This is a genomic window from Halegenticoccus soli (genome assembly GCF_002844195.1).
In the GTDB taxonomy this organism is placed as follows: Archaea; Halobacteriota; Halobacteria; order Halobacteriales; family Haloferacaceae; genus Halegenticoccus; species Halegenticoccus soli.
This window is the reverse complement of the sequence record NZ_PEND01000001.1, coordinates 430,522-446,268: the sequence shown is the minus strand read 5'-3', so window position 1 is coordinate 446,268 and position 15,747 is coordinate 430,522. Positions and strand designations below refer to the sequence as shown.

Below are 15,747 nucleotides of genomic sequence, written 5' to 3'. Positions count from 1 at the left end.
ATGCTGGACCGACTCGAAGCGCGCGCCGCCGACCTCGTTCGACGGGCGCGACGGCTCGAACGGCGTGAGGTCGCCGAGTTCCGGCGCTGGGCGGAGGACACGAGCAACCTGCTCCACCTCACGATCCTCCTCGTCGTGCCGCTGCTCATCGCGCTCGTGACGGTGCTGTCGAACGCGCTGCCGGGGCTGACCTTCCTGCTGTTTCCGCCGCTCGCCGCGGGCGCGTACACGCTCTTCGCCGACCCCGAGGGGCGCTACGCGTCGCCGGCCAAGTTCGTCGCCGGCCTCACCCTCGGCGCGGTCTGCGGGTGGGCCGCGGAGGAGGTCGTGGCCGCCGCGGTTGGCGTGACTGCGCCGCTCCCGGGCGTGAGTCCGGCGAGCGCCGCCCTCAGCATCTTCCTGACCGGCGCGGTCACGTGGGCGTTCAGCGTCGAAGAGCCGGCCGCGTTCTCGACGGCGCTCCTCGTGCTTCTCACGGACGGCGCGAGTCCGTCGGCGTACGTGGTCAGCATCGCCGTCTCCGGGGGCATCGTCGCCGCGGCGTTCGCCGTCTGGCGCTCGCGGTTCTACGAGCGGCGGGCGCGCTACCTCTACGGAACCACCCAGAGCGACGACCACGTGCTCGTGCCGATGCGCGGCGACGATCCCGAGACGGCGGCGCTGTTCGGGGCCCGGCTCGCCGCGGCCCACGAGGCCGGGAAGGTCGTCCTGCTCGACGTGGTCGACGACGACCGGCTCGCCGCGGCCGAGCGAGAGGTGCTCGAAGAGCGCGCGGCGGCCGAGGGCGTCCCCGTCGCGGACGAGACCGTCGGTACGGGGGACGGCGAACTCGCCGACGAGGCGGCGCGGCGCGCGGCCGCGGGCGCAGCGGCCGACCTCGAAGCGCACGCGGCGACGATCCGCACCCGGGTGGGCGTCCCCTGCGAGGTCGTCGTCGCCAGCGGCGATCCCGGAACGACCATCGTCCGGACGGCTCGCGAGGCCGGCTGCGACCTCGTCGTGACGCCCTACGAGGAGGAACGGGGGCTGCTCTCCGGGGTCGTCCGGGCCGTCTTCGACGGGCCGACCGACGCGATCGCCTTCCGCTCTGCGACCGGCAAGCGGCGCTGGCGACGGATCCTCGTGACCGTCTCTCGGCCGGGCGATTCGGCCCACGCGATGATCGACTTCGCGACCCGGCTGGCCGGCCCCGTCGGGAGCGTGAGCGTCTGCACCTGCATCGACACGGAGGTCGAGCGCCGCCCGGCCGAGACGCGGCTCGCCAACCTCGTCGAGACCGCGGAGGGGAACGTCGAAACCCGGGTGGCGCGCGCGAAGATCGAGAACTTCATCGAGGCCAACGCCGGCGCGTACGACCTCGTGATACTGGGATCGAGCCGCGATCGAAGCGCGGCCTCGCGGTTCGTCTCGCCGCCGACGTTCGAGCGCCTCCGGTCTGTCGAGTGCGACGTCGCCGTCGTCGACCGCGGCGGCGTCTGACCCGAGGGGGGCGGCTCAGGATTCCCGCGACGGCTCCTCCGACATGATGCGCTCCGCGACCGTCTCCGCCCCCTCGCCGCCGAGCGCGGATTCGACGAGCAGGTGCCCGCCGATGCTGGCGGGACTGATGACCGTGTCCGCGCCGGCGCGGCGGAGTTTGGCGACGTTCTCCCTGTCGGTCGCGGCGGCGACGATCCGGATCTCGGGGTTGAGCTGTCGGGCCGTGAGGATCGCGAGCGCGTCCTCCGCGTCGTTGTTCGTGGCGACGACGACGGCGCGCGCGGCGTCGATGCGCGCGCGGCGGAGCGGCTCCTCGTCGCTCGGGTTCGCCGTGAGCACCCTGATCCCCCGCTCCGTGAGCTCCCGCGTCCGCTCGGGGTCGTTCGTGACGACGAGGAACGCCGCCTGCGGGGCGAGCTCGTCGACGATCGGTTCGGTCAGCTCCCCGTGCCCGAGCACGAGGATGTGGTTTTCCAGGAGTTCGAGGTCGGTGTCTGTCATTCGTCCGAGTGCTTTCGAGAGTCGGGCCTCGATGGCGGGCGTCAGGAGGACGCCGAGGGCGACCGCGAAGCTCGACACGCTGACGAGCAGCACGGAGATCGCGAACAGCTTCGCGCGGGGGCTGTCCGGGACGGGCGTCACGTCGCCGTAGCCGACGGTGCTCCCGGTGACGATGGTGTACCAGAACGCGTCGACCAGCGTCGAGACGCCGGTGAAGTCCTCCCGCAGCGCGTAGGTCCCGACGGTTCCGTACGTCTGCGCGCTCACGAACGCCACGATCGCCGCCAGCTGGGTGCCCGTCAGGTCCAGGCGGCGGTCGAACTGCCGACGGTTGAGGAGGGCGACCGGGAGCGACACGAGCGACAGGACGACGAGCGGCACCGAGTAGGCGCTCGACTGCAGCAGCCCCTGGGCGGCGGTGAGCGGAAACAGCACGAGCGAGGAGTACCACGCCGCGCGGAGTCCGCGTCGGAGCCCGATGGCGCTCACGAGCATGAGAAACCCGGTCAGCGCCCCCGTGAACCCGACGGTCTGCTGGACGACCGCCGGGACGTAGCGCGCGAACGGACCGCTGGCCGGCAGGGTGATGTTGGCGATGCCGGTGACGACGGACAGCACCGCGACCGTGAAGGTCAGAAGCACCGTCGCCCGGGTCCCGATCCACTCCCTGCCCCGCGCCATGTCACACCTTTGGCCGGTCCGCGTATAAATACCGGCCGGATCGCCCTCCGCGACGGACGGACGGACGGGCGGGCGCGTTGCGAGCGTCCGAGGCGACGCGGTTCGCAACGCGCCCGCCTGGCTGCGGTAGTTGTTTATCGGCCCGGCTGCGGTAGTTGTTTATCGGATGAGGGTCTGGTGGCTCACATGGCATCGCTCCCCGTCGAAATCCTCTACGGCATCTATCTGGGGGTTCTGACCGGCATCATCCCCGCGCTCGTGGCCGGCGCGCTGGGGTTCATCTTCAAGTACTTCACGGACGTCACCATCCCCGGGTTCGGTGTCGTCGTGCTCTCGCTCGCCATCGCGGGCGTCAACGGCGGAATCCTCGCGCTCTACGATCAAACCGTCCTGAACAACGAACACAACATCGCGCTCGTGGTCGCCATCCTCGTCGTGCTCATGCTCTCCCTGTACGCGCACGCGCAGGGCGACAAGCTCGGCGATACTCTCCCGCGGCGGGTGTCGCTCCAGCAGCTCACGGGGCGCACCCTGTCGGCGGACGTGATCGAGTTCGTCGGCAACCGGCGGCAAGTCAGGGTGGAGGTCGCGTGCGACGTGGACGACATGGAGGGGTACCCGCCGCTTCCGGCGGCCCTCCGGACGGAGATCCGAGAGGGGACGTGGACGTTCCCGGCGGACGTCCCGCTGAGCGAGCTCGAAACGCGGCTCGCCGACCGGCTGCGGAACGAACACGAACTCGCGGACGTGTCCGTGACCCTCGACGAGCGTGCGCGCGCGACGATCGCCGCCGCGCCGCCCGTCGGCGGGCTCTCGAAACGAGTGCCGCCCGGCGAGCGGGCCGTGTCGCTCGAGGCGCTGATTCCGACGGGGGTCGCCCGCGGCGAATCCGTGCGCGTCGTCACGGCCGAGGGCGCGGTCGCGGGGACCGTCGTCAGCGCCCGGACGGACGACCGCGCGGCGGAGAGCGCGCCGTCCGAGACCGTCGGCGAGCCCCCCGCGGCGACCGACGGCGGCGCGGACGAAGGGGTCGAGGAGACGGAGAAGTCCCGGAGCGCGCCGGTCACGACCGGCGGGGAGGGGCGGATCACGGTCTCGATCGATCGCGCCGACGCCGGGGCGCTGCTCCGGGCCGAACGCGGCCGGGTGATCGTGCTCTCGCGCGGGACGCGGCGGGAGTTCGAACTGCTCTCGCTCCTCCGGCGGGCCGGCAAGCGCGTTCGGAAGGCGTCGGTCAGGCCCGGCGGACCGCTCGACGGCGCGACCATCGGCGAGGTGAAGGTGCGAGACGCCTACGGCGTCGGAATCCTCGCGGTCCGGCGCGACTCCTGGGAGTTCGCCCCCGACGGGGAGACGCGGCTTTCGGCCGGCGACGAACTGTTCGTCGTCGGAGGCCGCGACGAACTCGACGCGTTCGCGGAGGTGGCGGCGTGATCGGGGACGCGGTCCTCCAACTGAACGTCTCGCTCGAGGATCCGCAGCGGGCCGCCACGGCGGTCCTCCTGCTCATGTTCCTTTCGACGGCCGCCGCGGCCGCGGCGGCGCTCGGCTACCGCTGGTACTTTCGGGAACGGATCCCGCAGGGGATCGCCGCGCTCATCGGCCTGTCGGCCGTCGCGCTCGTCCTCAACACGTTCACGCTCAGCGACGTGATATCCGGGAGCGGGAGCGCCCTCTTCGAGCCGGAGACCGCGCTGGGATACATCGTCGCGTTCGGCGCGGCCCTCGCCGTGACCTCCGTCGGCCTGCGCGTCGGCGACGCGACGGCCACGAACGTCTTCGCCGTTACGGGCGCGAGGGAACTGGAGGGCGAAGTGAGCAGGGTCGTCCGGTCGGTCGGCCGCGTGACGGCGGTGACGCTGCCCGAGGAGATCAGGGACATGGACGACTACGACCCCGTCTCGGACGAGAAGAAGGCCGAGATCGCCGGAAAGACGCTCCTGTTCCCGCGGCGGCTCACGGTCGCGGAGCTCCGCGATCGGCTCGCGACGCGGCTGAAGGACGACTACGGCGTCGGACACGTCGACGCGGACGTCACCGACGAGGGGGTCGTCGAGTACCTCGCGCTGGGGAGCCGCGCGTCCGGCATCGGTCCGACCCTCGCCCCCTCGGACGTCGCGGTCGCGGTCAGGGGCGACCCCGCCCGCGGCGCGAGCGCCGGCGACGCCGTCCAGGTGTGGCGCGGCGGCGCGGAGCCGACGCGGGTGGTGAACGCCGAACTCCGGGCGACCGCCGGCGACGTTGCGACGCTCGTCGTCGACGAGTCCGACGCCGCGAGGCTCGATTCCGAGACCGAGTACCGGCTCGTGACGCTCCCCGCCGAGCCGCCGGCCGACCGGGAGTTCGCCTCGCACCTCCGCGCCGCGGACGAGACGATGAGCGCGATCGTCGTCCAGGAGGGCGGTAGCTTGCAGGGGAGCACCGTCGGCGATATCGACGCGTCCGTCGCGGCGGTGCGGGCGGCGGACGGTGCCGTCGAGGCGCTGCCGCCCCGGAATCGGACGCTCGACGCGGGCGACGCCCTCTACCTCATCGCCCGACCGGCCGCCCTCCGACGGCTCGAATCAGCCGCGCAGGCGCAACCCTCATCACCCGCCGCCGGGGAGTAACTCGCATGGAGTGGAAGCTCTTTGCGGATCTCGCGGAGGCAGCGGACGGCCGTCGGGTGACGGTCGAGGTCGACGGCGGGGCGACCGTCGGCGACGCGCTCGACGCGCTGCTCGAAGCCCGCCCGGCGCTCGCCGACCGCGTGTTGGACGACGAGGGCGACCTCAGGGACCACATCAACGTCCTCCGGAACGGCGAGAACGTGTTCACCGCCGACGGCCTCGACACGGAGCTCGAGGAGGGAGACGAACTCGCGCTGTTTCCGCCGGTGAGCGGCGGCTGAAGTCGGCTCGGCGGTCGGTGCGACGGACGGCGTGACGGGTTACGGGTTGACGGGACGGTTGGACGCGACGGGCGGTGCGACCGTTCGACGCGCCGAGCCCGACGCGGTCGCTCGCGGCACGCGGAATCGAACAGAACGGAGGGAGTCGTCCGCGAGAGGACGGACCGGCTCAGTCGTCGCCCTCGGGGCGGGGACGGGCGACGAACAGCGTCTCGGTGATGCTGAAGGGGTCGTACACCGACTGGTGGCACTGACAGTAGACGCCGTTCGCCGCGCCGTACCTCGCCGCGTCGCTGCTCTGTTTGTAGCCCGGAACGCAGCAGAAGTGCGTGCACTTGTTCAGCCAGGCGATGAAGCCCTCCTGCGTGCTCGCCTGGAGCCACTCGTTGTTCTGCGCCATCTGTTGGATCCGCTCGCTGCGGAGCACCTGGATCGGGATGGTGTCCTCGGCGTCCTGCGACCGCCAGGTGCCGGTCGCGGGCATGCCGACGCCGGCCTCCCCGATGCCGTTACCCCAGCTCTTGTACTCGCTGAAGTCGTCGACGTGGAGCTTGTCGCCCTCGCTGTAGGCCTCCTGCTGCCAGGAGTACGGCGGGTTGGCGTCGGAGTGGAAGTAGTTGTCGCTGTCGTACTCCGGATTGAGGCCCTCGTACGACTCCACCCCGCAGTACTGGAACCAGTTCTGGGAGTACGTCATCCCGCCGAGCTGCATCTCGGCGATCTGGACTTCGACGCCCTCCTGCGTCACCGTCTTGATGTCCGGCCAGACGCCCTTGAGGTAGCCCTCCTCGTCGATCTCGATGGGGATCTGGGGCATCCCCCGCGGGGCGGGTCCGCCAGTGTTCTCGATCGCCATCGCCTGCGTCGAACCCCCGCCGGCCCCGGTGGAAGATGTCGCGAGGTTAATCGCCGTCGCCCCCGTCGCGCCGACGCCGACGAGCGTCGCCCCCCCGACGACGCCCTTTACGAACCGACGACGACCCGAATCGGTGGGGTACTTGTCGCTCTCGCTCATGCCGGAAGGTTGGACCGGCCGATAAAAAGGTTGACGAAGTGCGCGGTCGCCCCGCGCCGGAGAATCACGCGCCGGCGCACCGACGGGAACTGCGCGCCGGAGAGATCGTCGACGGTGCACAGGGATGTTCGTCGACGCCGAGCGAGCGCACCGAACGTCTCAATATCGGTATAGAGGGCACTTAGCGAGATACTTATCCTGCCCGCGAGACGTCTCGACCGGCGTGTGTCCGCCGGCCTTCGGCCGCGTAAGCCTGTCAACCTCACGCCACCAAAGTAGCCTGTCATCCGAGCCATTGTACCCTGTCTCGCGCCGGCGGCGCGCACCGCCGGCGCGCGGCGGTCACGTGCGCGCCGAGCAATCTATCCTCACGATTAACTCAACCCGAAGGCAATTTTTCGAAACGAGTCACGCCCTTTTACGATATGCCACCCGTACACACGGATATGAAGTTACACAACCGAACAGTCAGACAGGACGTTCGGGAACTGGGCGCACTTCTCGGAGACGTGCTCGAAGCGCAGACGTCGACCGAATCGTTCGAAACCGTCGAGGAGCTCCGGACCGCGGCCATCGGCTACCGCGAAGGGTCGCTCCCCTCGCGGGAGCCGTTACACGACGTGCTCGGTCGGCTGTCGCCCGAAAGCGAGAGCGTGGTGGCGCGGGCGTTCACCTCCTACTTCGAGCTCATCAACCTCGCCGAGGAGCGCGAGCGCGTCCGGGCGGTCCGACAGGGCTCGCAGGAGGGGACCCTCGGGGACAGCCTGAAGGAGACGGTCGCGTACCTCTCCGAGTCGGGCGCCGACGCCGACGCCGTCCAGCGGGTGCTGGACGACGTGCTCATCGAGCCGACGTTCACCGCGCACCCGACCGAGGCCCGGCGGAAGACGGTCAAAGCGAAGCTTCGTTCCATCGCCGAACACCTCGAAACGCTCGACGAGCGCCGGCTGACCGATCAGGAGCAGGAACAGGAGTGGAACCGGGTCGACGCCGAGGTGACGAGCCTCTGGCAGACGGCGCAGGTCCGCAACCGGCGGCCGGAGCCCCAGGACGAGGCGCGGAACGTCCAGTGGTACCTGGAGAACACGCTCTTCGACGTCGTCGGCGAGGTGTACAGCGAGGTCGAGGAGCTCGTCTCCGCGGAGTACGACGACGTGACGGTGCCGAAGCTGTTCGAGTTCCGCTCGTGGGCCGGCAGCGACCGCGACGGCAACCCGTACGTGACGCCCGAGGTGACGGAGGACACGCTCGAACGCCAGCGCTCGGTCGTGCTCGCGAAGTACCGCACGGCGCTGAAGCGCTTTTCCGGCCTCCTGAGCCAGGACGGCAACCGGATCGAGACGGGCGAGGCGTTCGACGAGCGGCTCGAAGCCGACCGCGAACGCCTCCCGGGCGTCGCCGCGGAGGCCGAAGAGCGGTACCCCGACGAGCCGTACCGGCAGAAGCTGAAACTGATGCGGGAGCGCCTCCGGCGGGTCGAGGACGTCCGCCCCAACGGCTACGCCGACGAGGGCGAGCTGAAGGAGGACCTCGAATCGATCGCCGAGAGCCTCCGGCGGAACGGCGCCGAGAACGTCGTCGACGCGTACCTCGACCCGCTGATCCGGCAGGTGGACACGTTCGGCTTCTGCCTCGCCAGCCTCGACCTCCGCGACCACCGGAAGAATCACACCGAGGCGGTCGCGGAGGCGCTCGCGAACGAGGGCGTCGACTACCGCGGGCTCGACGAGGACGAACGGATGGAACTCCTCACCGAGGCCGTCCTCCAGGACGAGCCCGTCATCGACCTCGAAGAGCCCGGCGACGTGTCTGACACGTCCGAGCGGGTGCTGACGCTCTTTTCGAAGCTGGGCGACTGGCAGCGCGAGTACGGCGTCGGCGCGATCGACACCTACTGCATCAGCATGACCGAGGAGCCGAGCCACGCGATGGAGGTGCTCTTCCTCGCCGACCAGGCGGGCGTCGTCAGCCTCCCCGACCACTGCGGGATCGACGTCGTGCCGCTCCTCGAAACCGAGAGCGCGCTCAACGGGGCCCGACGCATCATGGGCACCCTGTTCGAGAACGAGGCGTACGGGCGGGCCCTCGCGGCGCGCAGGAACGTCCAGGAGATCATGCTCGGCTACTCCGACTCGAACAAGGAGAACGGCTTCCTCGCGGCCAACTGGGACCTCTACAAGAACCAGCGCCGCCTCGCGGAGATCACCGAGGAGTTCGACGTGACGATGCGGCTGTTCCACGGTCGCGGGGGCTCCATCTCGCGCGGCGGCGGGCCGATGAACGAGGCGCTGCTCGCGCTGCCGAACGAAACCGTGACCGGGCAGGTCAAGTTCACGGAGCAGGGCGAGGCGATCGCCGAGAAGTACGCCAACCCGCGCATCGCGGAGCGAAACCTCGAACAGATGCTCGACGCGCAGATCCGCGCGCGGCACCGCGCGCTCCGGCAACCCGAGGAGGAGGTCCCCGACGCCTGGGTCGACGCGATGGACACGATGGCCGCCGCGGCCCGCGAGGAGTACCGCGACCTGCTCGAAACGGAGGGGTTCGTCGCCTACTTCGAGCAGGTGACGCCCATCACCGTCATCGAGAATCTGAACCTCGGGTCGCGCCCGGCCTCGCGCTCGGGCGAGCGGACCGTCGAGGACCTCCGGGCCATCCCGTGGGTGTTCTCCTGGACGCAGGCGCGCTGTATCCTCCCGGGCTGGTACTCGCTGGCGACCGGGATGCGCGCGTACCTCGACGGGGGCGGCGACGAGGAGACGCTCCGGGAGATGTACGAGGAGTGGCCGTTCTTCCGGACCACGCTCGACAACGCCGCGCTGTCGCTCTCGCGGACGGAGATGGAGATCGCCGCCGAGTACGCCCAGCTGGCCGACTCGGAGCTCCGCGAGCGGTTCTTCCCGCGCATCGACGAGGAGTACCGCGAGGCGGTCGACCTCGTGCTCGACGTGAGCGACCGAAAGCGACTCCTGAAGCGCGACTGGCTGAGCGAGAGCCTGCGCCGGCGGAACCCCTACGTCGACCCGCTGAACTTCCTGCAGACGCACCTGCTCGCGCAGACCCACCGGACGAAGGCGGAGGAGCAGACCCTGCGGCTGACGGTGAAGGGGATCGCGGCGGGGATGAAGAACACGGGGTGAGATTCGGCGAGACGGCACTGAAGCGTCGCGTCACGTCGACCCTTCGATCGTTACGAACCCGGACCGTGCCTTCTGGGCTGTCCAACGCTTCGACCAACTGCTCGAAGTAGACGAACGAGGAGTGTGTGGGTGGGGATTCGTTCACGTTCCGGTCGCAGTGGTTATCCGGAGACCGCCACCGGATTCGATGGAGATTGCAATTTCGTCTCCCGCGAGACCGTCGCCGTACGTGGTCAGTGAGACGTCCACCGAGTCGGACGTACCGTCTTTCGTTTGCGCGGTCACGTTGTATTCCCCCGGCTCGGTGATAAGCTGCTTCGTCGCCGTCTCGCCCGGACCGACCGTGAGTGTGTGGATGCTCTTCGCAGAGTCACTCCCAGAAGCGTTCAGCGGCTCGACAGTTATCGTGACAGCGTGTGCCTTCGAATCGCGATTGGTGATCTCTACGGAGCCAGCGGGGAGCGTATCTGCATTCGAGAGCCGAGCGAGACAGCCCATTCCAAACGAGACACCCCCGAGGGACGCTGCGGCGAGAAATTTCCGGCGGGGACAGTTCATGGTTGTTACCGATGCGCAGATGTGTTCCTATCGCGTCATATTATGGTTATCGACTCATGAACCGCAGATCCCTCCTGAGGGCCGCTGCGGGCACGTGTGCCGCCCTGGAAATTCGACCACATCGAGGAGGCGGACACGTGCGTCAGTGGGATTTCGGCCGACGATACCCACGTACACGTAACTACCGCCGGGAGCCCTCGCGGTCGGCTCTACGCGGTCGGGCGAGACACGGGAGAGATGGCGTGAAAGTTTCACCGCCGACTCTCGGACCGACCACCGCCGTCGTCTCCTTGCAGGGACGGTCCACCGGTGGGCGTGTCCCTCGAAACCGGGGATGTCGTCTGGGAGCACAGCACCGGGCAGGCGACGTCCCTACTCGGCGTCGCCGGGACGACCGCGTACGTCGAAAACGAGCGGAAGGAGCGAATCGACGCGCTCGACGTCGAAACGGGGGAAGTCCGCCACAGCTACCCGGTGGAGACGGCGCTCTCGCAGCCGATGGCCGTCTCGGACGGCGGTCTATAGGTCGTGAGTCGGCCCGACAAGGACTTGTGCGTCCTCTCCTGAGCGGTCGTTCGTACCGCCGAACGAGTTCCTGAGCGGTCGTATCGCCGAACGACTCGTCGTCCCTCGAAGGGTCTACGCCCGATTCCAGGGAGCCTCCTCGAAGTCGACGATCCGCTCCTCGCGGTCGATCCCGTCGATCGCCGCCGCCTCGTCGTCGGAGAGCTCCAGCTCCAGTGCCTCGTAGTTCTCCCGGATGTGCGCCTCGCTCGACGCCTTCGGAATGGGCGCGACGTTGTCCTTCTGCAGGAGCCACGCGAGCGAGACCACCGCCGGGGTCGTCTCGTGGCGCTCGGCGATCTCCTGCAGTTCGGGCACGTCCGCGACCTGGTTCCGCGCGATGGGGCAGTAGGCGACGAGCCAGTGGTCGTGCTCGCGCGCGTACGCGTGTAGTTCCCCCTGCTGGAGCAGCGGGTGCATCTCGACCTGGTGGGCGAAGAGCGGCGCGTCGAGGACGGAGCGCGCCTCGTCGAGCTGCTCCGGCAGGAAGTTGCTCAGGCCCACGTTCCGCACGATCCCGTCGTCGACCAGCTCGTCCAGCGCCGGCAGCGTCTCCTCGGGGTCGTAGCTGTCGAGCGGCCAGTGGACGTACATGAGGTCGACGGCGTCGACACCGAGGCGGTCACAGCTCTCCTTCGTGGTCTCGATCACGTCGTCGTAGCCGAGGTTGTCGGTGTCGAGCTTCGTGGCGACGAACAGGTCCTCGCGGTCGACGGCCGCGCGCTCGATGCCGTCGCCGACGTGCGCCTCGTTGTCGTACATCTGCGCCGTGTCGACGTGGCGGTAACCCACGTCGACGGCCACCTCGACGCTCTTCGCGCACCGCTCGGGATCGGTGTTCTCGTACGTGCCGAGGCCGAGTCTCGGAAGTTCGGCGTCCATACCGGACGGGGGGACGCTGGCACCTGAAAGGCTCGGGTCCCGGCAGGGCGGACCGACACCGGCGACGGGAGGAACGGCGAACCGGGCGGTCGGTCGTCCGGGCGACCGGCCGTTTGGGCGGACGGACGAAACGACCGACGGGGCGACCGACGAGGCGAACGCGACGGTCCTCCCGAGCGTGACAATCGGCGGGACGACAGGGTTTATCCGCCGGCCGGTCAGGTGACGCTCATGCCCGACCTGCTGATCTACGGATCGTACGGCTACACCGGGTCGTTGATCGCCCGCGAGGACGCGCGTCGGGGGGTGGATCCGATTCTCGCCGGGCGCGACGCGGAGGCCGTCTCGGACCAGGCCGGCGAACTCGGTCTGGACGCGCGGACGTTCGGCGCCGAGGACGCCGCGACGCCGCGGCGGCGGACGCGGACGTGACCCTGCTGCCGGGCGTCGGGTTCGACGTCGCCGCCCCCGGCGGTCGCTTCGCCCCAAATCCGGGCGACGCCGCACCCCTACGCGCTCGCCGTCGAGACCGCGCTGCTCGTCGCGGAGCGGACGCTCGACGGCGGCGCGAAGGCGGGATACGGGACTCCGGCATCGACCTTCGGTCCGGATCTGGTACTCGGCGTCGACGGGGTCGAGCGGCGAGACGAACGGTAGCGCGGGGTGCGAACCCGGACCGTGTCGTCCGCTCGGCGTCAGTCGAAGAGCCGAACGGGTTCGATGCCGCGTTCGGTCAGGAAATCCTCGATGAGCGGCGCTCGGTCGCGGATGTCGGCGGGGCGGTGGGAGTCCGAGCCGACGGCGAAGGAGACGCCGCGGTCGAAGAGCGTCTCGAGGAAGGACGGCGCGGGGTGGAACTCGCCGTACTCGCGGAGGACGCGACCGGCGTTCACCTCGGGGACCGTCGACGAGCGTTCGAACGCGTCTGCGACGCGCTCGTGGTGTTCGGGGGTCGTGAGGTCGCGGAGGGCCGGATTCCGCTCGACGAGGTCGACGTGGGCCGCGATCTCGAACAGCTCGGAGTCCACGAGCGCGATCAGCTTCTCGTAGTAGTCGTCGACCGCCGCGCGCCGTTCGGCCGTCGACTTCCCCTCGAAGTACGACTCCGTGTGGACGTTCACGCCCTCGACCGCGTGGACGCTGCCGACGGCGTAGTCGAAGCCCGCCCGATCGAGGAACGAGCGGATCTCGGCCTCGTCGGCGGGGTCGTAGTCCATCTCGACAGCGTCGAAGATCCGGAGGTCGAACTGCTCGCGGAGCGTCCGGATCGCCTCCCGGCGGCGCTCGTAGGTCAGATCGAGGTTGAACCCCAGCCGGTACTTCGCCCGACGCATCGCTTCGCGGTCGGAAACGTTGCAGTGATCGGCGAAGCCGACGCCGTCGAGCCCCGCGTCGGCGGCCGCGCGGACCATCCCCGGGAGAAAGCTGCCGTCCGAGTAGGTCGAGTGGACGTGGTAGTCGTGCGTCAGCGCCACGGTCGGCCGTACGGCACGACGATGGTAGTAGTTACCGCTCGCTCCGGGTTCGGATCGTACCGTTCTCGTCGTCCAGTCGACGCCGCGATCTGACGGACGGTCGTCCGCGCAGCGCCGCTCGCCGGTTCGCGGACGGCGATAAAAAAGGAACGGTCAGGAGAGGTCGATGCCTTCAGATCAGGCGTCGGCTTCCTGGTTCTGCTCGGCGTAGTTCGACGCGGAGGCGTAGCCTTCCTGGTTGTTGTAGTTCACCTGTTCGCTGCTCTGGCTGACCGACTGGTCGCCCTTGTTGAACACGCCCACGGACGCGCCAACCTGCGTGTTCTCGTTAGACTGGTCGACGTCCTGGTCCTGGTCGACGCTCGCCTCGGCGTTCTGGTAGTTCTCCTGGTTCTGCTTGATCGTGGTCTTGTCCTTCGCCTTGTCCTTCATCTTGTCTTTCCAGTCGCTGTGGTCCGCGGCGACGGTTCCCGCGAGACCGGCGCTGAAGACGGTGCCGACGACCACGAGGGCCATCAGGATGCGTAGTGCCTTTTTCATGGGTATCACGAGCAGGAACGCCCGGACGAAGGCCCGGTTCGAGCGTCGTCGGCCGTGACGGGCTGACTCTACCCGGGCGTTCGCTGCCCAGTCGATGTCGTCCACAGTGTCCGTATTCAATCCCGACCACGGTTGTAACAGTGATAGAGGGGGTTACCGTCCGAAGCGACGCTTTTCCCCGAAACGGTCACGGTTTCATCACCATTCACGGTGGTATGTCCTCCGATCGCGAACGCTGGGGGGGGGGGACGCGGAGATCGACCGTTTCGACGGACAGTCGCCGCTACGAGGCCAACGCGAAATCACGGCAGGCGGACACCAGGTCCGATTTGCCCACGTTCCGAGCGCGGGGAAAGGGTAAGCGGGGCTTGTTTCGCGCTTCGCCGGGCGAGACGGGCGATTTTCTGCGGTCGATCAGTCGCCCGGAACTCCCCCGTTTTCCGTCCGAGTAGCCGCCGCTTACGGCGTGAAACAGTTCGTAACGTCGCCCTAATCGGCTCAGTGGCCCCCCCGTCGGTTCAGTCGCACCGGACGTGTCGATCCGCCTGCCCTCGGCGCACGGCTTCGGATCGAGTGGCGAGAAAACGACGCATAGCGTCCGCTCGAACGCGAAGAGAGCGCGGATTTCACGGTCCAAGAGATCGTGCGCCAGGCTTGCCCTCCTCCACGCCGTGACCGACGTCGAATCCGAACACCGGGTGTCGGCTGTCGTTGCCTCCGAGGTTCCGACCCGCACTCGGAGGGAACCGTCGACATGTCGGAAGGCTGTATATTCCGACGAGTCCGCGAGAGCGAAGCTCTCGCGAGACACCGGGGGAACTCTCGTTTCCTCCCACGGAGGGCTGTGGCCCGACCAAAGAGATCCCATCGGAATAGAATCCGTGTCATCGCCGTGCGGACAACGCGGTTGTCCGCCACCCCTTGTGGTTCGGGGACGGCATCGCACCGAGTCCGTCGCACGCTGTGCTACGGAGGGCCACGACGAACCGATTCCGGCGGGAACCGAGCCCGAGCGTCGCTCGACCTCCGCCGGAAGACGGGGGTATGCGCTCGCACTCTCGATCAGCGTTCGGCTCTGGAAGCCGCGGTCGGCGCGTGAACTCGATTTCGTATCGCCGACGACCGGTCGACGCTCCCGACCGCAGTGATTCGCCCCCCGGTCCGTCTCCGAACGGCGGGGCGTTTTCTACCGAACCGTTCCGAGCCCGCGAGGCGTATCGACGCCGACGGGGCAGGCGTCGTCGACGACGGGACCGGGCGACGAAGCGCGCGAGAGGCGGTTCTCCCGCCGAGACTCGGACGGAGAGCGTCAACGGAAAACGCGGCGGAGACGCGCCAGGAGGAACGGGAAGGAGAACGGTGAACGGGGAAAACCGTGAGCGGTAAACGGGCGGAAACGTGGACGGCGAAAGAGGGGGAGTGTGGACGGTGAACGAGGAGGAGTGTGGACGGTGAACGAGGGGAGGCGCGTTCGAGGCGGCGAGAGCGGGGCGCGCGGCATCGGAGATCGGCGTCAGTTCTCGCGCTCGTGCTCGACGACTCGGAGGCCCGAGAAGAACTGCTCGTCCATCGCGTCCGAGAGGTCCATCCCTCCTTCCTCGGTCAGCTCGCCGCACTGACCCGTCGTCCGGTCGGTTTCGCTCACGACCGTCACCGAGCCGTTCCCGTCGTGGGTGGTGTGCTGGGCCGAGCGAGTCACCGACGACTGACACGTCGCACCCTCGCCCGAGCCGTTCGTCGTGACGACGGACGTGTGGCCGTCGGAACTCGTCTCGACGCGAGTGCTGTGCGTCTCCTCGACAGTGCCGTGTGTCTCGACGTGCACGCGCTGTGTGCTCTCCGCGTCGGCGTGCTGCGAACTCTCCTGGTGCTGTACGATCCGTGTCTCGCCGTCGCTGTCGTCCTGTGCGACCGTGGGGGCGGCGACGAACAGACCCGCGACGACAGCGACGACGGCGAGGGCGATTAGCGTCCGGTTCATGCGTGTCTCTCCTGGCCTGCGTCACTCCGCGCCGGCTCCGC

The 15,747-nt window shown here is 68.9% G+C and carries 14 protein-coding genes; 7 read left to right on the top strand and 7 right to left on the bottom strand.

The annotated features are described in order from the left end of the window. A complete protein-coding gene (locus tag CNO20_RS02235) occupies window positions 1–1,479 on the top strand; it encodes a universal stress protein (RefSeq protein ID WP_101294389.1) in 1,479 nt (492 codons plus the stop codon). A gap of 15 nt (window positions 1,480–1,494) precedes the next feature. Here the strand turns inward: CNO20_RS02235 and CNO20_RS02230 are convergent, their stop codons facing one another. Next, on the bottom strand, window positions 1,495–2,661 hold the full coding sequence (locus tag CNO20_RS02230; RefSeq protein WP_101294388.1) for an NAD-binding protein: 1,167 nt from the start codon (window positions 2,659–2,661) through the stop codon (window positions 1,495–1,497). A gap of 186 nt (window positions 2,662–2,847) precedes the next feature. Between CNO20_RS02230 and CNO20_RS02225 the strand changes: the two genes are divergently transcribed. Genes CNO20_RS02225 through CNO20_RS02215 form a run of 3 tightly spaced genes read left to right on the top strand, consistent with a single transcriptional unit; the run spans window position 2,848 to window position 5,551 of the window. Continuing rightward, window positions 2,848–4,095 (top strand): potassium channel family protein, encoded by a 1,248-nt coding sequence (locus tag CNO20_RS02225; protein ID WP_101294387.1) that lies wholly within the window; start codon window positions 2,848–2,850, stop codon window positions 4,093–4,095. Beyond that, window positions 4,092–5,270 carry a DUF8167 domain-containing protein gene (locus CNO20_RS02220; RefSeq protein WP_101294386.1) on the top strand — a complete coding sequence of 393 codons (1,179 nt, stop codon included), beginning with the start codon at window positions 4,092–4,094 and terminating at the stop codon, window positions 5,268–5,270. Before CNO20_RS02225 ends, CNO20_RS02220 begins: the two co-directional genes overlap by 4 nt. 5 nt (window positions 5,271–5,275) lie before the next feature. Further along, a complete protein-coding gene (locus CNO20_RS02215; RefSeq protein ID WP_101294385.1) occupies window positions 5,276–5,551 on the top strand; it encodes a ubiquitin-like small modifier protein 1 in 276 nt (91 codons plus the stop codon). Between the two features lie 169 nt (window positions 5,552–5,720). Here CNO20_RS02215 and CNO20_RS02210 read toward each other — a convergent pair whose 3' ends face one another. Then, window positions 5,721–6,566, bottom strand: a complete 846-nt coding sequence (locus CNO20_RS02210; RefSeq protein WP_101294384.1) for a cytochrome B — start codon at window positions 6,564–6,566, stop codon at window positions 5,721–5,723. A 446-nt stretch (window positions 6,567–7,012) separates the two neighbouring features. Between CNO20_RS02210 and ppc the strand changes: the two genes are divergently transcribed. After that, window positions 7,013–9,706, top strand: a complete 2,694-nt coding sequence (ppc, locus tag CNO20_RS02205; RefSeq protein ID WP_101294383.1) for a phosphoenolpyruvate carboxylase — start codon at window positions 7,013–7,015, stop codon at window positions 9,704–9,706. Between the two features lie 141 nt (window positions 9,707–9,847). Here the strand turns inward: ppc and CNO20_RS02200 are convergent, their stop codons facing one another. After that, the gene (locus tag CNO20_RS02200) at window positions 9,848–10,204 is read right to left on the bottom strand and encodes an Ig-like domain-containing protein (protein WP_101294382.1); all 357 of its coding nucleotides are present in this window, start codon (window positions 10,202–10,204) and stop codon (window positions 9,848–9,850) included. 375 nt (window positions 10,205–10,579) lie between these two features. Here CNO20_RS02200 and CNO20_RS02195 point away from each other — a divergent pair, with 375 nt between their 5' ends. After that, on the top strand, window positions 10,580–10,789 hold the full coding sequence (locus CNO20_RS02195; protein ID WP_101294381.1) for a hypothetical protein: 210 nt from the start codon (window positions 10,580–10,582) through the stop codon (window positions 10,787–10,789). A 114-nt stretch (window positions 10,790–10,903) separates the two neighbouring features. Here CNO20_RS02195 and CNO20_RS02190 read toward each other — a convergent pair whose 3' ends face one another. Then, window positions 10,904–11,710: an aldo/keto reductase gene (locus tag CNO20_RS02190; RefSeq protein ID WP_101294380.1), complete on the bottom strand. Its 807-nt coding sequence runs from the start codon at window positions 11,708–11,710 to the stop codon at window positions 10,904–10,906. 231 nt (window positions 11,711–11,941) lie between these two features. Here CNO20_RS02190 and CNO20_RS02185 point away from each other — a divergent pair, with 231 nt between their 5' ends. After that, complete coding sequence (locus CNO20_RS02185) at window positions 11,942–12,142, top strand: hypothetical protein (protein ID WP_101294379.1); 201 nt, start codon at window positions 11,942–11,944, stop codon at window positions 12,140–12,142. Between the two features lie 263 nt (window positions 12,143–12,405). Here the strand turns inward: CNO20_RS02185 and CNO20_RS02180 are convergent, their stop codons facing one another. The 3 genes from CNO20_RS02180 to CNO20_RS02170 all read right to left on the bottom strand — a co-directional run bounded on the left by CNO20_RS02180 (window position 12,406) and on the right by CNO20_RS02170 (window position 15,706). Then, complete coding sequence (locus tag CNO20_RS02180; RefSeq protein WP_269844112.1) at window positions 12,406–13,185, bottom strand: PHP domain-containing protein; 780 nt, start codon at window positions 13,183–13,185, stop codon at window positions 12,406–12,408. A 177-nt stretch (window positions 13,186–13,362) separates the two neighbouring features. Then, window positions 13,363–13,725, bottom strand: coding sequence for a hypothetical protein (locus CNO20_RS02175; protein WP_143423134.1), 363 nt, complete (start codon window positions 13,723–13,725; stop codon window positions 13,363–13,365). A 1,513-nt stretch (window positions 13,726–15,238) separates the two neighbouring features. Further along, on the bottom strand, window positions 15,239–15,706 hold the full coding sequence (locus CNO20_RS02170) for a hypothetical protein (RefSeq protein WP_101294377.1): 468 nt from the start codon (window positions 15,704–15,706) through the stop codon (window positions 15,239–15,241). Between the last annotated feature and the right edge of the window lie 41 nt (window positions 15,707–15,747).

Coding starts and splice junctions, on each gene's coding strand:
- CNO20_RS02215 (WP_101294385.1), top strand. CDS start 5,276: ATGGAGTGGAAGCTCTTTGCGGATCTCGCGGAGGCAGCGGACGGCCGT.
- CNO20_RS02235 (WP_101294389.1), top strand. CDS start 1: ATGCTGGACCGACTCGAAGCGCGCGCCGCCGACCTCGTTCGACGGGCG.
- CNO20_RS02225 (WP_101294387.1), top strand. CDS start 2,848: ATGGCATCGCTCCCCGTCGAAATCCTCTACGGCATCTATCTGGGGGTT.
- CNO20_RS02170 (WP_101294377.1), bottom strand. CDS start 15,706: ATGAACCGGACGCTAATCGCCCTCGCCGTCGTCGCTGTCGTCGCGGGT.
- CNO20_RS02210 (WP_101294384.1), bottom strand. CDS start 6,566: ATGAGCGAGAGCGACAAGTACCCCACCGATTCGGGTCGTCGTCGGTTC.
- ppc (WP_101294383.1), top strand. CDS start 7,013: ATGAAGTTACACAACCGAACAGTCAGACAGGACGTTCGGGAACTGGGC.
- CNO20_RS02185 (WP_101294379.1), top strand. CDS start 11,942: ATGCCCGACCTGCTGATCTACGGATCGTACGGCTACACCGGGTCGTTG.
- CNO20_RS02200 (WP_101294382.1), bottom strand. CDS start 10,204: ATGGGCTGTCTCGCTCGGCTCTCGAATGCAGATACGCTCCCCGCTGGC.
- CNO20_RS02175 (WP_143423134.1), bottom strand. CDS start 13,725: ATGAAAAAGGCACTACGCATCCTGATGGCCCTCGTGGTCGTCGGCACC.
- CNO20_RS02190 (WP_101294380.1), bottom strand. CDS start 11,710: ATGGACGCCGAACTTCCGAGACTCGGCCTCGGCACGTACGAGAACACC.
- CNO20_RS02230 (WP_101294388.1), bottom strand. CDS start 2,661: ATGGCGCGGGGCAGGGAGTGGATCGGGACCCGGGCGACGGTGCTTCTG.